This is a genomic window from Butyricimonas faecalis, assembly GCF_003991565.1.
GTDB lineage: Bacteria > Bacteroidota > Bacteroidia > Bacteroidales > Marinifilaceae > Butyricimonas > Butyricimonas faecalis.
The window spans coordinates 4170279-4187288 of the sequence record NZ_CP032819.1 but is presented as its reverse complement, the minus strand read 5'-3'; the positions used below and the strand labels follow the sequence as shown (position 1 = coordinate 4187288).

Annotated in this window: 10 protein-coding genes; 1 reads left to right on the top strand and 9 read right to left on the bottom strand. The window is 45.9% G+C overall.

Annotation, left to right across the window (positions count from 1 at the left end; translation table 11 throughout):
• Position 1 precedes the first annotated feature (1 nt).
• From gnd to D8S85_RS17855, 9 genes are all read right to left on the bottom strand, one after another.
• Complete coding sequence (gene gnd, locus D8S85_RS17895) at positions 2 to 1477, bottom strand: decarboxylating NADP(+)-dependent phosphogluconate dehydrogenase (RefSeq protein ID WP_106481670.1); 1476 nt, start codon at positions 1475 to 1477, stop codon at positions 2 to 4.
• Positions 1478 to 1607: 130 nt separating this feature from the next.
• Complete coding sequence (locus tag D8S85_RS17890; protein WP_106481669.1) at positions 1608 to 2234, bottom strand: DUF6266 family protein; 627 nt, start codon at positions 2232 to 2234, stop codon at positions 1608 to 1610.
• 530 nt (positions 2235 to 2764) lie between these two features.
• On the bottom strand, positions 2765 to 5125 hold the full coding sequence (locus tag D8S85_RS17885; protein ID WP_127075465.1) for a S8 family peptidase: 2361 nt from the start codon (positions 5123 to 5125) through the stop codon (positions 2765 to 2767).
• Between the two features lie 2 nt (positions 5126 to 5127).
• Positions 5128 to 6222, bottom strand: a complete 1095-nt coding sequence (locus tag D8S85_RS17880) for an AAA family ATPase (RefSeq protein ID WP_106481667.1) — start codon at positions 6220 to 6222, stop codon at positions 5128 to 5130.
• A gap of 297 nt (positions 6223 to 6519) precedes the next feature.
• Positions 6520 to 8370: a fimbrillin family protein gene (locus tag D8S85_RS17875; protein ID WP_240648723.1), complete on the bottom strand. Its 1851-nt coding sequence runs from the start codon at positions 8368 to 8370 to the stop codon at positions 6520 to 6522.
• 156 nt (positions 8371 to 8526) lie between these two features.
• Positions 8527 to 10179 (bottom strand): hypothetical protein, encoded by a 1653-nt coding sequence (locus D8S85_RS17870; RefSeq protein ID WP_127075461.1) that lies wholly within the window; start codon positions 10177 to 10179, stop codon positions 8527 to 8529.
• 24 nt (positions 10180 to 10203) lie between these two features.
• Positions 10204 to 11184: a fimbrillin family protein gene (locus D8S85_RS17865; RefSeq protein WP_158641629.1), complete on the bottom strand. Its 981-nt coding sequence runs from the start codon at positions 11182 to 11184 to the stop codon at positions 10204 to 10206.
• 135 nt (positions 11185 to 11319) lie between these two features.
• Positions 11320 to 13854 carry a leucine-rich repeat protein gene (locus tag D8S85_RS17860; RefSeq protein ID WP_394345025.1) on the bottom strand — a complete coding sequence of 845 codons (2535 nt, stop codon included), beginning with the start codon at positions 13852 to 13854 and terminating at the stop codon, positions 11320 to 11322.
• A gap of 162 nt (positions 13855 to 14016) precedes the next feature.
• Positions 14017 to 15156: an AraC family transcriptional regulator gene (locus D8S85_RS17855; RefSeq protein WP_106481663.1), complete on the bottom strand. Its 1140-nt coding sequence runs from the start codon at positions 15154 to 15156 to the stop codon at positions 14017 to 14019.
• Between the two features lie 212 nt (positions 15157 to 15368).
• On the opposite strand from D8S85_RS17855, the gene D8S85_RS17850 reads away from it, so the two are divergent.
• Positions 15369 to 17009, top strand: coding sequence for an ABC-F family ATP-binding cassette domain-containing protein (locus tag D8S85_RS17850; RefSeq protein WP_106625158.1), 1641 nt, complete (start codon positions 15369 to 15371; stop codon positions 17007 to 17009).
• Position 17010 lies beyond the last annotated feature (1 nt).

Sequence of the window (17010 nt, the reverse complement as noted above, 5' to 3'; positions counted from 1 at the left end):
ATCACACGTTATAAGTTCCTGAAACCGTCTTTCCTCCCTTTCCCGTCCAGTCGGTATGGAAAAACTTACCTCTCTCCGCATCCGTACGTTCGTATGTATGCGCCCCGAAATAATCCCTTTGCGCCTGAATCAAATTCGCCGGGGATGTAAAATTACGCAACCCGTCAAAATAACTCAATGCCGAGAAGAAACAAGGTGCCGCGATACCGTTAAACACGCAATCCACGACCACGCCCCGCAAGGCCGGCAAGGCATTCTCCATCCTCTCGTGGAAAAAGGCATCAAACAACAGGTTCTGCAATCCCGGACTCTTCGTAAACGCTTGAGTGATCCTCTCCAAGAACACGGAGCGGATAATACATCCTTTCCTCCAGATTTTGGCTATCGTCCCGTAATCCAAATTCCAACCATTCCGCTCGGAAGCCCTGCGCATCAAAGAAAATCCTTGCGCGTAAGAGATCAGTTTTGCCGCGTACAAAGCATCCCTCACCGCCTCAATCCCGGAAGAATTCAAGGTAATACAAGCCTCCATATCCCCCACCTTACCCGACGGGTACTGCACGGATGCCCTCTCCCGTTCACTCACCAAAGCCGACATGAAACGGGCAAACACCGCCTCCGACACCAGCGTCAACGGGTCACCCTCGTCCAACGCCGCCATCACGCTCCACTTCCCCGTTCCCTTCTGCCCGGCAACATCCAAGATATGATCCAGTAAATAATCCCCATTCTCTTCCTTGTAATGCAGGATATGCGAAGTAATCTCTATCAAGAAACTATTTAACTCTCCCCGGTTCCACAACTCGAAAATATCTCCCAACCCGTCATTGTCCAACCCGGTTCTCTTCTTCAGCATAGAATAAGCTTCCGCGATCAATTCCATATCCCCGTACTCGATCCCGTTGTGCACCATCTTCACGTAATGTCCCGCCCCTCCGGCTCCGATCCATTCGCAACAGGGAGAACCGTCTTCCAGTTTTGCAGCGATCGACTGTAATATATCTTTCACCAACGGCCAAGCCATCACCGAACCTCCCGGCATAATGGACGGCCCGTTCAACGCACCTTCCTCTCCCCCGGAAATCCCGGCTCCAATAAAATAAAGACCCTTCTCTTCCAGCATCTTCACCCGACGCTCCGTGTCGTGGTAATCCGAATTTCCCCCGTCAATAATAACATCTCCCGGGGAAAGCCACGGGAGCAACTGCCCGATCAACTCATCCACCGGATCCCCGGCCTTCACCATCAACATGATCTTCCGCGGCAAACGTATGGACTCCACGAACTCTTCAATCGTGTAGGTCCCATGAAAACGCTTCCCTTTCCCTCGTCCTTCCACGAAACGGGTCACCACGCTCTCCCGGTCCGGGTGAACCCGGTTATAAACAGAAACCGTGTATCCCTTACTTTCCAAATTCAGAGCCAAATTCTCCCCCATTACCGCCAACCCGATCAATCCTATATCTGATATTTCCATCATAACAATAATTTATTCGTAACTCTATTGTACGACCATTCCTTTCAATTTGTTCGTAAATATAATAAAATTTACACTCGCAAAACATCCTACAAAAAGAAAGCCAAAATTAATCGGTAAACGAATAACCTCACTCGTCCACCCTGACATACTGACTCGAAGAATAGGTCATTCCTCCTTTCCCCGAGAAAAAGCAATACAAATGAGCCGCCTGCCCCCGTGTCCGCTCCAACCTAAATGTCATACGCCCATCCTTTCTCCGGGCATCCACGCCTTCCACGATAAAAGGAGAAAAACAACGGTCATTCAACAGCACGATCACCCGTAAGCGATCGTCATCCCCGGCCGAAGGCGAATCGATCCCCACCTTCCACGTCAAAGTAACTTGCTTCCCGTTATCTTCCGCTACCTCCAAGTGATTCACTTGTTGCAAAACACCGGCAGTCAAACACAAGCGAGAAAAATCCCCCACCCGCCCACACGGGGTAAACACCATCATGTTTTTCTTCATAAAAAGATTAAAACCATTCTGACTTGTCCCTGCCGCCGCTAATTTCCATATTTCCCGAGAAATCACCTTCGTTAACCGTTGATAAAAAAGAGTTGCCACCCTTAACCGAGACCTTCCGGATCGTTGCCCCTCCGAATCGGCATCTTGAAAATCACTCGCGGTGCTTCTCACCCGAGTTTCACTACCCATCTTGTAGAAAACCATATTACCCACTTTACCTCTAATCTCCTGTTCGGTCTTTGCCATATTATCTTTGTTTTTTAGATTACGGTGACAAAAATACTTTTCCTATCCCCTCCCAACGAATCTATTATACAAACAACAGAAAATACTACATAAACAACATTAAATACCACATAAACGACATTTTCCCTTATCAATTTCAGTACACTCCTCTTGCAAAACCAACAAACAAAGCACATTCCATTCCCCCACACGCCTTCCACCCCCGCTTCCCCTTCGCCCAACGAGCGAAGGGGCACCGAAGATATTCCGAAAATCCACCGGAATTAACACGTAAGTTTCCCCTTAGTACTAAAGTATTACACCGGAAATTATTCTATTAGAGTTTGCAAAAACTATACACCCCAGCTAATCAACCAACGATTTCCCCTCCCGTGCAAGTAGAGTAGAAATAGTGTGTCAAAATTTGTATTTCACCTAAAACTCCTCCGTCAGCTTCGCTGCCACCTCCTTCTTCCCCTGCTTGAGGGGAAGTACCCGGAAGGGGGAGATGGGGAGGGAGATATAACTTCCACCACGCAATCACTGGTATATCATCCGTTTAATCTGATACGTACCTCTTCTTTTATCTTTACATTGCTATGGATAAAACTAAAGTTATCCAACAATTGAGTTACTTCATTGTATATATTTCCCTTCTTCTTGGTATCCTTAATCGTAATGATAAGGCAAAAGTCCTGACTAGGGGTTCTGTCTTCCAGTTCGCATTTTTCTTCCATAAAATGACGATACAAACCTTCGACTTTCAAATACCAATTTTTAGGGGCTTTCAAGTACTTTTCTTTGTTCCCTTCTGTAAATTCATCCAAATTTACGCTCCACTTTTTTACGGGTTGAAATTTATCCCCGTATGTGACTAACATTCTTTCCGCAGCAAAAGGCATTTCAATGTCTTTTTTGGCTCTTGAACTATAGTTAGTCATCGCCAATATATTTTGTCTTCCACCTGCTCCAATTGGATTTTTTATCAATGGGTTTGACATATCTCTTTCGACTTTTTCATCGTAAGAGCCTATCATAACATCAATGTTAGATTGACAGTATTCCGCTCCTTGTGATACTTCCAATATTGGTGAAGTAACCAATGTAACGGTCATTTCTCCGTAAAAATATCCGTCTTCATCAACCATGCTCTGTGGGAAAGGAAAATCTAAAATATCAATGAAATGCCCTTTCTCCAAAGTGTCTTGAAGTATCAGTGTTATTTCGTTTGGCTCATTGAAAAGAATATCCTTTATATTGGACGGGAGGCCAAATCCGGCATATTTTATCTTTTCTACAATTGGCATTTTCATTTCTTCCGGGTATTTAGCCGAATGGATAATCAAAGCCTTTAATAACGTGGGATTGAATGATTCATTTAACATCGCATCAAGTCCTGATGCAATGGCAGCAATTCGTGGTGTCGAAAAACTCGTTCCAACCTGTTTTGCTATCTGTCCGTTAGGCGAAAATGATTTTACCGGATTTAGGACAACATTATTTGAGACATCAAGTCCCACATTACCACCGATATGAACAACATCAGGTTTAATTAAATGAGAAGGGCCTCGACCGATTCGAGAGAATGGAGACGGATTGTGTTTGTCTGCGATATCCGTTGCATTTTTGTCATGGGCTAACGAACCGACAACAAGTCCACGAACAGTGTCAGCTGACTTTGCAATCCGGCTTACAGGTGCATTTAATTTGAAATTAGTACAATTCCCCACAGATTTACAAATGAGAACATTGTTTTGCTCCTGTATTTCATCTAATGCTTTTGCAAAATCGGAAAATTCATACAAATCAACTTCCCTATTGGTTCCTAACGATAAATTCCAAACTTTGACATCATTATTGCGACTAACGGCATCCCATATTTGTTGTACAAGTTCATCTTCGGTTATTTGTTGCTTTTTTGTATCGGGCATCACTATCGCTTCCAACAATTTACATCCTTCAAAGCCTGTATACTCTTTGCCTTCCAATTCATCACCGTATAGTAATACTCCGGCAACAAATGTTCCGTGACTTTTATCTACATCATCATCAGGATAATATGTGATATTTTCGTTATGTAACCATGGTTGCAAATGTGGAATGCTTGCAATTCCGGTGTCTAACACTCCAACTACAGGGTAATTAATTCCGGCTTTGGGCTGTTTGATCGGAATGGTAATATCTTCGGTAAGCTCATCCAAAGTAATGTCGTAGGTTGGCATTTCTGCAATCAATTGTATTCCGTCAAAATCTTTAAGTTCATTAAACGCATCAGTAGTAATACCATTGATACGATATATATTTAACTCACCGGAATACGGAACGTTCTTAAAATCCAACTGATATTTCTTGCAATACTTTTCAAATTCTTTGGTAAGTACACTGTTTAATGAACTGTCACCATAATTGAATAGCTTTACCTTTAAAATAGTGCTTTCATGGGGTTCGACATTTACTTGCGGCTTAAATTCTTCGATGTTGGTTATAGCACAAATACCCGTTATTGTTGATTGACTGGAATATTTATTGCCAGCATTAGCAATCTTTTCTGTCATTTTTTGCAAATCTTCTTGATTGTCGATTTTAATCAAGACTTCATCTTCACCACTAACACCAATCGTATTCAATTTGCCAACGTTGAATAAATTGCCAATTTCTCTACGATAAGTTTTGGCAAGAGCGTCGGAATTTACTTTTAATTTTACTACAGACGGAATGTAATTGTTCCGCTTCACTTTCTCTGCAAGCGAATGTGAAACATTATCTAATACTTGCCGTATGTATATGGATTTTTCGCCTACACTACTTGCATCTATCCATTGGGGTGGTTTTCCGCCGCCACCACCTTCGGTGTCTCGCTCGTCTTTCTGTCTTTTCTGAAAGAACTTTATGGGAAGATTCTCCTCTGCCATGGTTATGATTGTTTATTTAAATAATTTCGTATTTGCCTAATGGAAACATTCATCCGTTCGGCGATAGTATTCTGGGGGACTCCATTCTCATAGAGATATTCTACCAATTTTTCAATCGTTAAATTACCTCGGTGATTAAACTCGAACAGTTCTATCAAAACATCTTCATAGTGCAATGTATCCCTGTCATTAATTACAGTTTGCGCTTTAGCATTATTAATTATTGTTTTTATATCTGACGGCGACTTTCCCGCAAATTGTTTGGATAATCTATCAAGTCGTTTGTCGTCTGTATTAAATTCAGTGCTAAAATCACTCGTGAAAGTCTTTATAAGGGTTACAATTTCTTCTTCTTGTGGCAACCCAATTTCAATTACCGTATTGAATCTTCGCCAAATCGCCTTATCCAATAACTCGGGATGATTTGTTGCTGCAATAAGAATATTTTGCTTCGAGAACGAATCAATGTTCTGTAAAAGGCTATTGATTACCCGTTTTAATTCGCCTAACTCATATTGGTCATCACGAGCTTTTGCAATGGCATCAAATTCATCCAAAAAAAGGATACAAGGTTTATGATCCGCAAAATCGAAAATTTTCCGAATGTTTTTAGCCGTATTTCCCAATAGCGAAGATACGATAGCATCAAATCTCGCTATAACCAAAGGTAATCCTATCTGCTCCGAAATATATTTAGCGACAGTCGTCTTCCCACATCCCGGATTTCCATATAATAATAAGGAATTAGATGTTTCCACCCCTTTTTGTATTAATTGACTTTGATGTTTAACCACATTAATGAAGTCTGCAATTTTTTCATCAACTAATTTGGGAAGAATGACAGGAATTTCTTCTTTTGACGGGATGGTAACATCAACAATACTTAACCTGCTTTCTTGGTCAACAGGCGTCGTGAGCAATTCGTCCATTGTCACTGTTGTCACAGCTCTGCTTTCAATGACTTTAAGAATCATCTTAGCCATTTTACTATCACCATCTTTCTCTACTTTTTTTGCAAGCAAATTGGCATAGTTAAAAACTTTTTTTGTATCCTTCGATAAGCCACCCTCTATTATCCGTAATATTTCCGTGTACATGAGACCTTTCTTTTAATTTCTTTTCTACAAAGGTATGGCATCTTCAAATACAAAACAAATTTATTGTCACTATTATATCAAATATCGTACTGAAAATAACACAACACGTTATCAAATACACAAAAATCGTAATTATTAATCCACAATTTAACACATTTTACCTTTATACTTTAATGAAAAGTAAATGCAGTTATTTTATTGTGCCGTTCTCAAATAGAGTAAACCGATTTCAGAACGGCACAGTGTCTTTTTTCCAAAATACCATTGTCGGATTCGTTCTAATTGGGTTCAATCTCCTTATTCGCTCAGATATATCGCCCTGATGCCACCACTTGTCCCTCCCGTCGGGATGTCAAGGTCGGTGCGTACGCCGTCCACCCAATAGCAGGGGTGTTTTTCACGGACATCGGTATAATGCTCACCGCCGACATAAACCTTGCCACCGATAACGCCAATGGATGCCGCTTCCGACCAAGCACCGTCGGGAACGCTGAGGTCGGTGCAGACACCGTCTATCCAATAACAGCCTTTGCGATAATTCCTATTTTCCGGAATAGAATATCCCGAAACATATACTTTACCGCCTGCAACGGTCATTGACTGGGCGACAGATCCCAATGCCGCCGACCCGGCAGAGACAAGTTCGTTACGTGTGCCGTCTATCCAGATGCACGGGTAATACCGAGAGTCCTGAAAGTACGTGCCCATGACGTAAACCTTGTTGTCCGAAACAACGATGTCCATTGTTCCGGAACTCCAGAAGGATGCTCCCTCGGGCAAGGAAAGCTGCACGAAACTACCGTCCAGCCAGTATCCCGGAGTACTTGTACCGTTGCTGTTTGCATGATATCCAACTGCATATATTTTCCCGTCCAAAACGGCAATTGATGCGGCAGCGCCCTCAGAAGCCCCAGCGGGCAGCGTAAGCGTTGTCAGAACGCCGTCCACCCAATAACACGGGGCATTTCTATAATCATTATTGTTGTAGGATCCCGCTATATATATTTTACCACCCGAAACGAGGATTGATTCGGAATAGTCGGGTCCTTCGACAATTGAGCGATCCGGAACTTCAAGTTTCGTGGCTGATCCATTGACCCAATAACAAGCTCTTGCCCAACCGTCCGTATCAAAATAACCACCGGAAACATAGGTTTTGCCGCCGGAAACCGCCATAGCCTTCGGGTAAGCATCACTACCTCCTGCCGGAGGAGAGAGCTCCGTCTGAGCATCGTTTACCAGCGTATATACAAACGTGTCATAATTGTCGTTTCTATACCACCCTGTCAGATATGTTGAATATGAAACCCCGCTGTCGTTGGTCAGCTTGAGATTTACCACCTTTTCCTCTCCTTCATTCAGCGTGGTTAGCCCGGCAGGGACGGGATAGGTGACGGTTCGGCCGCCCACGGTGATTTCTATCCACGGGGTGCCAGGAGTTACATTCTGCGGCAGGAGGAGGACGCAGAAGCTGTTGCCGTCAGTGGATTTCAAGGGGGTGAAGTCTCCGGTATTCCCAGCCTGCGGCATTACGCCGCCGCTAAAACTTACAACGCCTTTGGTCTCCATGTTCTTTATCACGACCGTGGTGGCATCTACATCCGCCTGCGTCAATGTGCCGGAGTTATCGGACAGGCTGAGGTTTACCGTGAGGCGGTGCATGCAGTGGCGGAACGTAAGCTGTATCGGTTGGTCGTTTTTTTTCCCGTTAGCCACCGCATGGAACCAGTCGCAGTCGGCATACTGCTCCGTAGTGCTTTGGTCGGTGGGGAGATTGATGGCCATTTGACCGAGTTCACTAAAGTCGCTCAGAGACAGTTTCGGGAAAAAGGCGGAGAAAGCGACGTGCGCACCCTCGCCGAATTCATCCCATGTCATGGTGGTAGTCCACGTTCCGTCCTTGTAGGTGGCGGGGGATTCTTTTTTGACCGGCGGCATCGCTTCATAGACGAATCCCATAATCGTCGTTTCGTCGCCGTTGGAGAAGCTGCCCGTACCATCCTCGTCGTTGATAGTGGCGCGTGCGCCGGGGTTTTCGACGGCATCACTGCCTGTGAAGCTGGCAATGGCGATGGTAAAGCGGATGGCGTTGCCGTCGTCCGGCGCAGTGCCACCAGAAGTATCATCGTCGCTACACGAGGCGAGCATAACGGTTGCGGCAATCGACAGTAGGACAGCAATGCAAACGCTTTGCCAGTAGCCGAAGGATAAAAATGTTATCTTGTTCATATACGCTTAATTTTAAGTTCTTAAATTTTAGGGGTTCAATATGAAAGAGTATTTTGTCTGTTCCTGACTATGATGCTAAAAGTCTCTTATCCAGCGAATATTGCCATCCATGTTTTTCTCATCCATACTATACTGCCCATCTTCAAGATTAAAACTGTAAGATCTTGTTGATACTACTTCCGATGAAGACAAATAGAACCAATCGGCAGAATTGCCGCTACTGCCAAAAGCCATTCCGCCTTTTGCTGCAAGACTGGAATTGAATGCGGCACGAGCCATTTTGCAGTTTTCCGAATCATAATCCGGCATTTTGTTCGATATCCAATCAGTAATCTCCTCGTACACCTTTCCGCTATATCCGGCATAAAGCATCTTCAACTCATCTCGGGCTGGCAAATACCAAACGCCATTTTCGTTACCACCGTTCATCGTATTATAAATGTAGTGAAAGGCGGGGTAATCTGCCGAGAATGTGCCACTGCTCTTGTATTTGGCAATCATACTCTTGGTAGCTGTCGCTCCGTCCGTAACGCTGCGGATACCTGCTACTCCCGCTGCTTGTTCATCATTATCTACACCCCATTTAGCGACATAAGTCTCTCCCAGTCCCACAACTTTACCCTGAGTACCAAGACTACCCGGCTTCACCCAGAAAACAATACCTACGGGACTGGTATTATCGGGCCAATAATCGCCAACAGCGTAGGAGGTCCCAATTATTGCATTAAGATCACCCGATTCCACTTTCAATTGGAAATAATAACTCTTGCCCTGTTCTATTCCGTTTGAAAGGAACTGGAGGGAAGTTCCGATGGGGTACGTTTTGGTAACAAGATAGTTATTGCTTCCTTCAGAGAAAGATAGTTCAAACATTAAATCATCAGAATCTTCAAACGCATCTGTAGCGGTGGGCAACACAGCCATATAGCCTTCGCACCGGTTCTTTCCATCTTGGATTGAGAAATTCCGGGCATCGCCGGTCAGTCGTAAGGTCAAAGCAGGAACATTCGCATAGTTGGAAAGCAACAACGAAGTAGCATCGACATCAGTCAATTTAGCTTTGGTAGCGAACACCGCTTTGCCGGAACTCAGTTTTACAATTATATTTTCCAGTCTCAAATTATTGTTGCCCGAATTATTCCAAACGACAAAGCGCACTACCGAAGCAAGATGGTTGTAGGTGAGCTTCATAGGAGTACTGCCGTCTACTGTTACATCGCTTTGGGCTTTCATCAGCATATAGGCTCCCAAGTGTGTAGAATTCGCCTGTGTCTGTGTTTGATAGGTGGGGATATTTGTTTCAAGGAAAGAGTAGTAGTCGGCTCTGACTTCCCAAGCCGAGGTCGGATAAAGACCGTATGCCGTGTATGTGCCATTATCGAGACTTTCCGACTGAGTGGCCTGAAATGTACAGTTATTGCTTTGTACACCTCCTGCAACGCTTGCCACATATTCCGCTCTTTTGTACTGGGTTGCATTCGTCATACTTGGATTTCGGAAAAGAACGGTGGTAGCATCTCCGTTGCTCCAATAGAATTTTTCACCGTCCGCATAGTTGCCGTTGTTCTCTATTACGCCCGACCGGGTGACTGGAAGCTGTTCCACAGTCGCTGCCAGTTGCGGCGCACCGCTTTTCCCTTCGGGTTGTCCGGTGATCGTTTCATCTTTGCTGCATGACCCAAGCGACATAACAACCCCTGCTAATAGTAATATATTTATTTTTCTCATATCTATGGAATGCTTTATTTATTTTCAATAGTCGATACCTCCTCCGGGGGAGTAGTTATCGCCGCTACCGCTGTCGGCACTTACACCTCCCCCGCTGTTAGTCAGCGTAAGGGTGATGAGGTATTCATTACCACTGACAAGGTATTTCAATTCCATCGTTTTATAGCTTATCACCTTGCCGGAAACGGTGATTTCAATTTCCAATCCATTTCCCACCGAATGCGGGGGAACAAGGGCATAGAACGTGTTTGTACCGGAGCTGTCCGATTTTCTCGGGATAATATCATCGCGTAACGTTACGTCTGTCTCCGTATCCCCGGAATACTTTCTTGTACAACGGATAGCCATGTTTTTAAGGATGATTGTGGCCTGGTCTACCTCCTCCGCAGATACCCCGCTTCCTTCCACGAGCTTCACCGTGACTCTTGCCATCGCGTGATAAAAAGAGAGATTCACGGTGCCGTCCTGCGGCTTTTCCGAGTATCTTGATTGGGCTTCCAGCAGGTCGGAGGCTTCATAGGCTTCGATGATGCTTTGGTCAGTTGCAACGCTGAACTCAAACTCGCTATCGGAACTGCCCCATGTCTGTTGGGGATAGTGGGCGGAGAAAAAACGCCGCCGTTCGTCTGTCGGCTCTCCCAACTCGTCCCAAGTTGGGGTGAAACCATCCCACGTGTTGCCATTATTGGTCAGGGTATACATCTCGCTCATATCACTGATAATGAAGTCGGGAAAGTCGACCATGTAAGTCCAAAGCCTTATTTGGTCGCCGTTGGTGAAACTGCCCGTTCCGTCCGGATTGATGGTGGCACGTGTTTCGGGGTCATTGGCGGCATCACTGCCCGTGAAGTCGATGATGGTGGAGGTAAAGCGGATGGCATTGCCATCTTTCGTGCCATCGTCCGGAGTTTGCACATCGTCCTGCGAGCAGCCTGCCAACAGGAGAAGGTACGCTAATCCGATAGTGGAAACGAACGCCGGAATGTTTGATTTCTTATTCTTCATATTCATATTTTTTTATTATTTTATTCTAACGGATTCTCATTCTCGCCACCGTCGCTACTATCTCCGGTAAGTTCATCATCCACCTCCGATCGGAAGAGTTCTTCTCCCGATTGGAGGTGAAAGTCGATGCATGGACTACTGCTGGAAAGCAATGCTTTTCCATTTCATGAAATGCGCATCGGCCGTAATCGTCCATTCACCGTTGGCTGTGGCTTTGGGGAGAGCCGCACCGGTATCGGGATGCTTGTCCGCATTCAGCACAAGGTCACACTTGGCGGGATTGAATGCGTTCTCTCCGGAATGAACGGGGGTTCTATTGAGAAAAACAGCGTAATGCTCTATATCGTCACCATCTTCTATGTGAACGATATTTCCGGCTGCAGTAACCTCTATCCGAGTAAGGCTGCTGCAACCCGTTACGATATAATTGGCGAATTTCGTACACTTCGGCAGTTTAAGTGTCTGTAGAGACGCGCATCCAAAGAAGGCCTCCAAGCCTATCGCAGCCACATTATCCAATGTGAGTGCCTCCAGTAAAACGCAACCCCGAAATGCTCTTTGTTCAATCCGGGTAACCTGCGAAAGATTCACCGCTGTCAGCGAAGCGCAGCCGTAAAAGGCATTCTCTCCGATTACCTGCACGTCATTGGGAAGCACCACTTCCTGCAAGGCGGTGCAATTCAGGAAAGCGCGTTCGGGCAAAGTTGCCGGTGTTCCCCAACCCGTCACTCCGCTGAGGTCACATTTCGTGATTCGGGGGTTATTGGCAAATGTACCCCAATTACCGCCCATTCCTATCTTGGAAAGTTCGCCCGTCAACTTGAGTTCGGTGAACTCCGCATCAAGAGCATTCTCAATGGCAGCCTTTGCCTCCTCGGCAGTCATGCCGGTCATATTGATATTACCGGAGATACCGGGTGGAAGATTTTTTCTGCGCAACTTGATTTGCCTATCCTCCGAAGCGAGATAAAGTTCAAACTTATCACCATATTTCCTCGTTTGTTCTCCATAAAGGCTGACCATCGACTCCGGATTCACTTTCAGCCGGTCGCAGTCCGTCTGCGTCAGTTGGTAACCACCGGTTCCTTGGGCGATGGGGGTTACACCGGGCAGACCGAGATAGAGGTGCACATCACCCGTGAGGGCTTTCGAAACGGAGATAAGGGGATAGGAAACGAGCGAGGCAAGATTGTAGCCTAAATCTATGTAAGTCCCGGCGGCGATCGTTCCTCCGTTCAACACGAGAGTGGCGCCATTCATGACGGATGCACAGAGCGAACTACCTGTCGCATAAGACAATTCGGAGCCGTCACCTAATTCCAATGCCGACTCCTTGCCAACAGCCATAATCATACCACCCCCGTTCAATGTCACATTCCCACTCAGCGTAATCTTACCATTATACATACATATCACGGCACCCATGTACAAATCTTGCTGAACCAAATTGATATTGGCAAATTCGATATAAACGGCATTGGGTGTGGCATTGGCATTGCCGAGAAAATAGTAACTACCTTGCTCCCAAGTCAGGGTATGTCCGCCACCGTCTATTTTGAAATAGCCGTTGTCGGTCATGGAAGGAGTGTTGTAGTCACCGCCTGCGGGTATCGTAATATCACTGCCCAGCGTGACAAGCGTCGGAGCGTCTGCCGAAGCGCCACCCGTCTTCAGGGCAGCGAGCAGGGCTTCGTAGGTAGTGACACCGGAAGCATCACCGCCTATCGCCACTTCATCCGTAATCGTTCCGCCATCGCCCCAGCCGGAGATTTCGGAAGCGGTCAGTTCCACCTCGGTCTTTCCCGTCTGCTGGTTCTTTTTCAGCGTGAGGTTGAGGGTGAGCCGCTTGCCGCTTTCGAGACGGGTTTGGTTACCAGGTTCGGCAGTATTCAGGTCGGCAGGTACATGATAGTACCACACATCCTCGTTGCCATCCTTGCTTACGGTTATCTTGAGCCATTCCTCCCCGGCGGTCAGGTCTTGCGGCGCTACTATCCAGTCGGCATTGCCATTAAATCCGTTGGAGAGGTTTATACCATCCGTTGTGCTGTTATAGCTCACCGCACCGGTCAGCAGGTTTACCTCCACGCCGAGAAGCATCGTTGGCATGCCATCTCTTGCCATGGAGTTTATCAGCGCGGAAGACAAGTCCACCCCTTCCATGCCCTCTCCGGCAATCAAGTTGACAACGAGCCGGTGCATCAGATGCTTGAATGTCAGTGCCACCGTCTCACCCTTGCTTGCTGTGGCAGTGGCGTGGAGCAGGTCATCCGTGTGGTTCCACGGCTTATATATGTACGCCTCCGGATCAGCAATCTCTTCCGTGATGTGCGGATAGTAGGCGGAGAAAGTCACCGCTTCCGTCTCACTGAGATCTTTCCAGTACAAAATGGTTTCCTCGTACTTGTATTCCGTATTGGCATTCATGTAATCGCCTTTGGTCGTGTACGTGTAAAGTCCCCACGTGTCGCCGGGGTCGAATGTACCTTCCCCGTCATTATCGACTGTCGCACGCCCCGCGGATACCGTTCCGCCATCGGCAGTGCCGTCGATCGAGGCGGTGATTTGTACTACGTTGTCATCGTCTTCCAGGTGATTACCTTTGTCTTTATTGCACGAGACAAGCAACAGCGTTGCCAGTGCAAGTAGAAATAGATTGTTTTTCATCATGCTTGTATATGGATTAAATGATAATTTACCGAGGAGTATTTATACAAAAATACAGGGTAAAAGCCGTCGAGACAAAAAAAGTGAATTATCTTTCGTTTGCTCGCACGAAAGATAATTCACTTCCAAAAATATCGGATTTTCAACGGGAAACGAAAAGAACAATCAACATCCGTCTTCCCCCGCTTGCGCATCGCGACGTTCCTCGTTCACTCTCTTCTGATAACATTTGGGTGTCATCCCTGTCACCTGTTTAAAATCCCGGTTGAAATTACTGCAATTATTGTAACCTACTTTTCCACAGACTTCGTCTATGCCGTATCCCGCATGTTCGTCAAACAACCGGGTTGCCTCGCGTAAACGCAACTCTTTACGCCATGAACGAAAATCCATCCCATGATACATTTTCATGTATTGTCGAAAAAACAACAGACTTACCCCCAAAGAATCCGCCACGCAACCGGAAGAAATATCTTTTTGGCAGTACTCTTTTTCGTCTATGTATCTCTGTAATTTCTCTTTTAACAACTGTTCCTCTTCGGCAGAAGCCATTGTCGTGATCTCACCGGGGGACTCTTGCACGTTGCCAATCGCTTCCGGGGGAGCAAGCATGATGACCGGAAGCACAAACTTCATTTTGCTATAGTAATTAACAAACCACATCACCATGAAACCATAGTAAAGCACGTACAACGGGACGAAATATTGGTACAACGCGGTAAAAAATAACACGGGTATAACCATGATGCCGATACCCAACGCGCTATAGAACCCCATTTTTATCCACGACAGACGATATTCCTCGTCATTGTCATAATAGTCCTCCACGTCATGCACCGTCCGGCGGTATGCCAACATGAATTGCCGCGTATAAATCATCAGTTGGATAATATAAGCAACCATGCCCGCGTAAAAAATTCTCGAATAATAGTCGGTACACCAAAACAGGACTCCAAACAAGATTACACCCCCTGCCGCGATCACGCCTGCCTGCCGGAGCACGACTCCCCACCGGACTACATTCGGACGTATAAAAACCAGCATGGACATCGTAAAAAGTAAAGCCTGAAACGAAGCGACCAAAAGTGTGGTGCCAGATTCGATATGACGATCATATCCCGTGAAACAACACACGAAACTGAGAAGAGCCAACACGAAATACGATGGCACAAGAATATTACGTGCCTTACGCAACTTTTCCAAGCCGCATCCCGGCTGTATTGTCGTAGCCGCCAGCATCCCCCCGAGCAACGCGATCACGAAAGCCGAGGTTCCCATCAAAAATTTATAGGTTACGACATCCATTCTTATCTATCGTTTAAATTTGACTCTATTTCATTGATTGATTACACGAATAAGTTTACTCATATTTCCCCCTTCATTTTTTACGCCTTCTACAAAAGCAGTTTCCTCTTTTCCCGTTCATTCGCAAATATAAACAAATTATCTTATCTTCGCAGCGTTATTTGAAAATGCAAATTCATTTTCAATTTTCAACTTTCAATTTTCAATTAAATATGATTTCAGTAGACGGACTAACAGTAGAATTCGGAGACAGAACACTTTTTAAAGACATTTCATTCGTGATTAACGACAAAGACCGCATCGCACTCATGGGTAAAAACGGGGCGGGAAAGTCCACGCTGTTGAAAGTACTCGCGGGCGAAAGACAACCCAATCGAGGTAATGTTTCTTGCCCGAAAGACACGGTGATAGCCTATCTACCACAACATTTAATGACCCACAACGAAAGAACCGTTTTCGATGAAACGGCACAGGCATTTGCCCACCTTTTCGAGATGGAGAAAGAGATTGAACGATTGAACCAACAACTCACCGAAAGAACGGACTACGATTCGCCTGAGTACTACAAGCTTATTGAAGACGTGTCTGCCCTCAGTGAGAAATTTTATAGCATTGATTCCACCCACTACGAGGCGGATGTGGAAAAGGTCCTGTTAGGACTCGGGTTTCAACGGGAAGATTTCAACCGCCCGACATCCGATTTCAGTGGAGGATGGCGTATGCGTATCGAACTGGCAAAAATGTTACTTAAAAACCCCGACGTGCTATTACTCGACGAGCCGACCAACCACCTTGACATCGACTCGATTCAATGGTTGGAAGACTTTCTCGTGAATAACGGGAAAGCCGTTGTCGTGATTTCCCACGACCGGGCCTTCGTGGATAACATCACCACCCGCACCATCGAGGTTACCATGGGACGTATCTACGATTACAAAGTAAATTACTCGCAATATCTCGTGTTACGCCAAGACCGTCGTATTCAACAACAAAAGGCATACGATGAACAACAAAAAATGATTGCAGAAACCAAAGAATTTATCGAACGCTTCAAAGGTACCTACTCTAAAACGCTACAAGTGCAATCCCGGGTCAGGATGCTGGAAAAATTGGAGATATTGGAAGTTGACGAGGAAGACACTTCCGCCTTGAGACTGAAATTCCCGCCCGCCCCGAACTCCGGTAAATACCCGGTGATCGCGGAAGAACTCACGAAAGACTATGACGGTCACATCGTGTTCCAAGATGCCCACTTCACCATCGAGAAAGGGGAAAAAGTCGCTTTCGTCGGTCGTAACGGGGAGGGAAAATCCACGCTGGTAAAATGCATCATGGGAGAAATCCCTTATACCGGAAAACTGACATTAGGATATAACGTGAAGATTGGCTATTTCGCCCAAAACCAGGCCTCTCTCATGGATGAAAGCCTTACCGTTTTCCAGACCATCGACGACGTGACCCCGCTGGAACTGAAACACAAAATCAAGGATATGCTGGGAGCATTCATGTTCAGTGGCGACGACATCGACAAAAAGGTGAAAGTCCTGTCCGGTGGAGAACGCACCCGCTTGGCCATGATCAAGTTGCTGCTCTCTCCCGTGAACCTGTTGATTCTCGACGAGCCGACCAACCACCTCGACCTCCGCACCAAGGACATCCTGAAAAATGCCTTGAAGGAATTCGATGGCACCTTGATCGTCGTGTCCCACGACCGTGACTTCCTCACCGGACTCGTCCACAAGGTCTACGAATTCGGTAACAAGAAAGTAAAGGAACACCTGGAAGACATCCAAGGTTTCTTACGGAAAAAGAAAATGGAAAACCTCCGGGAGATCGAACGTAAAAACGGGTAAA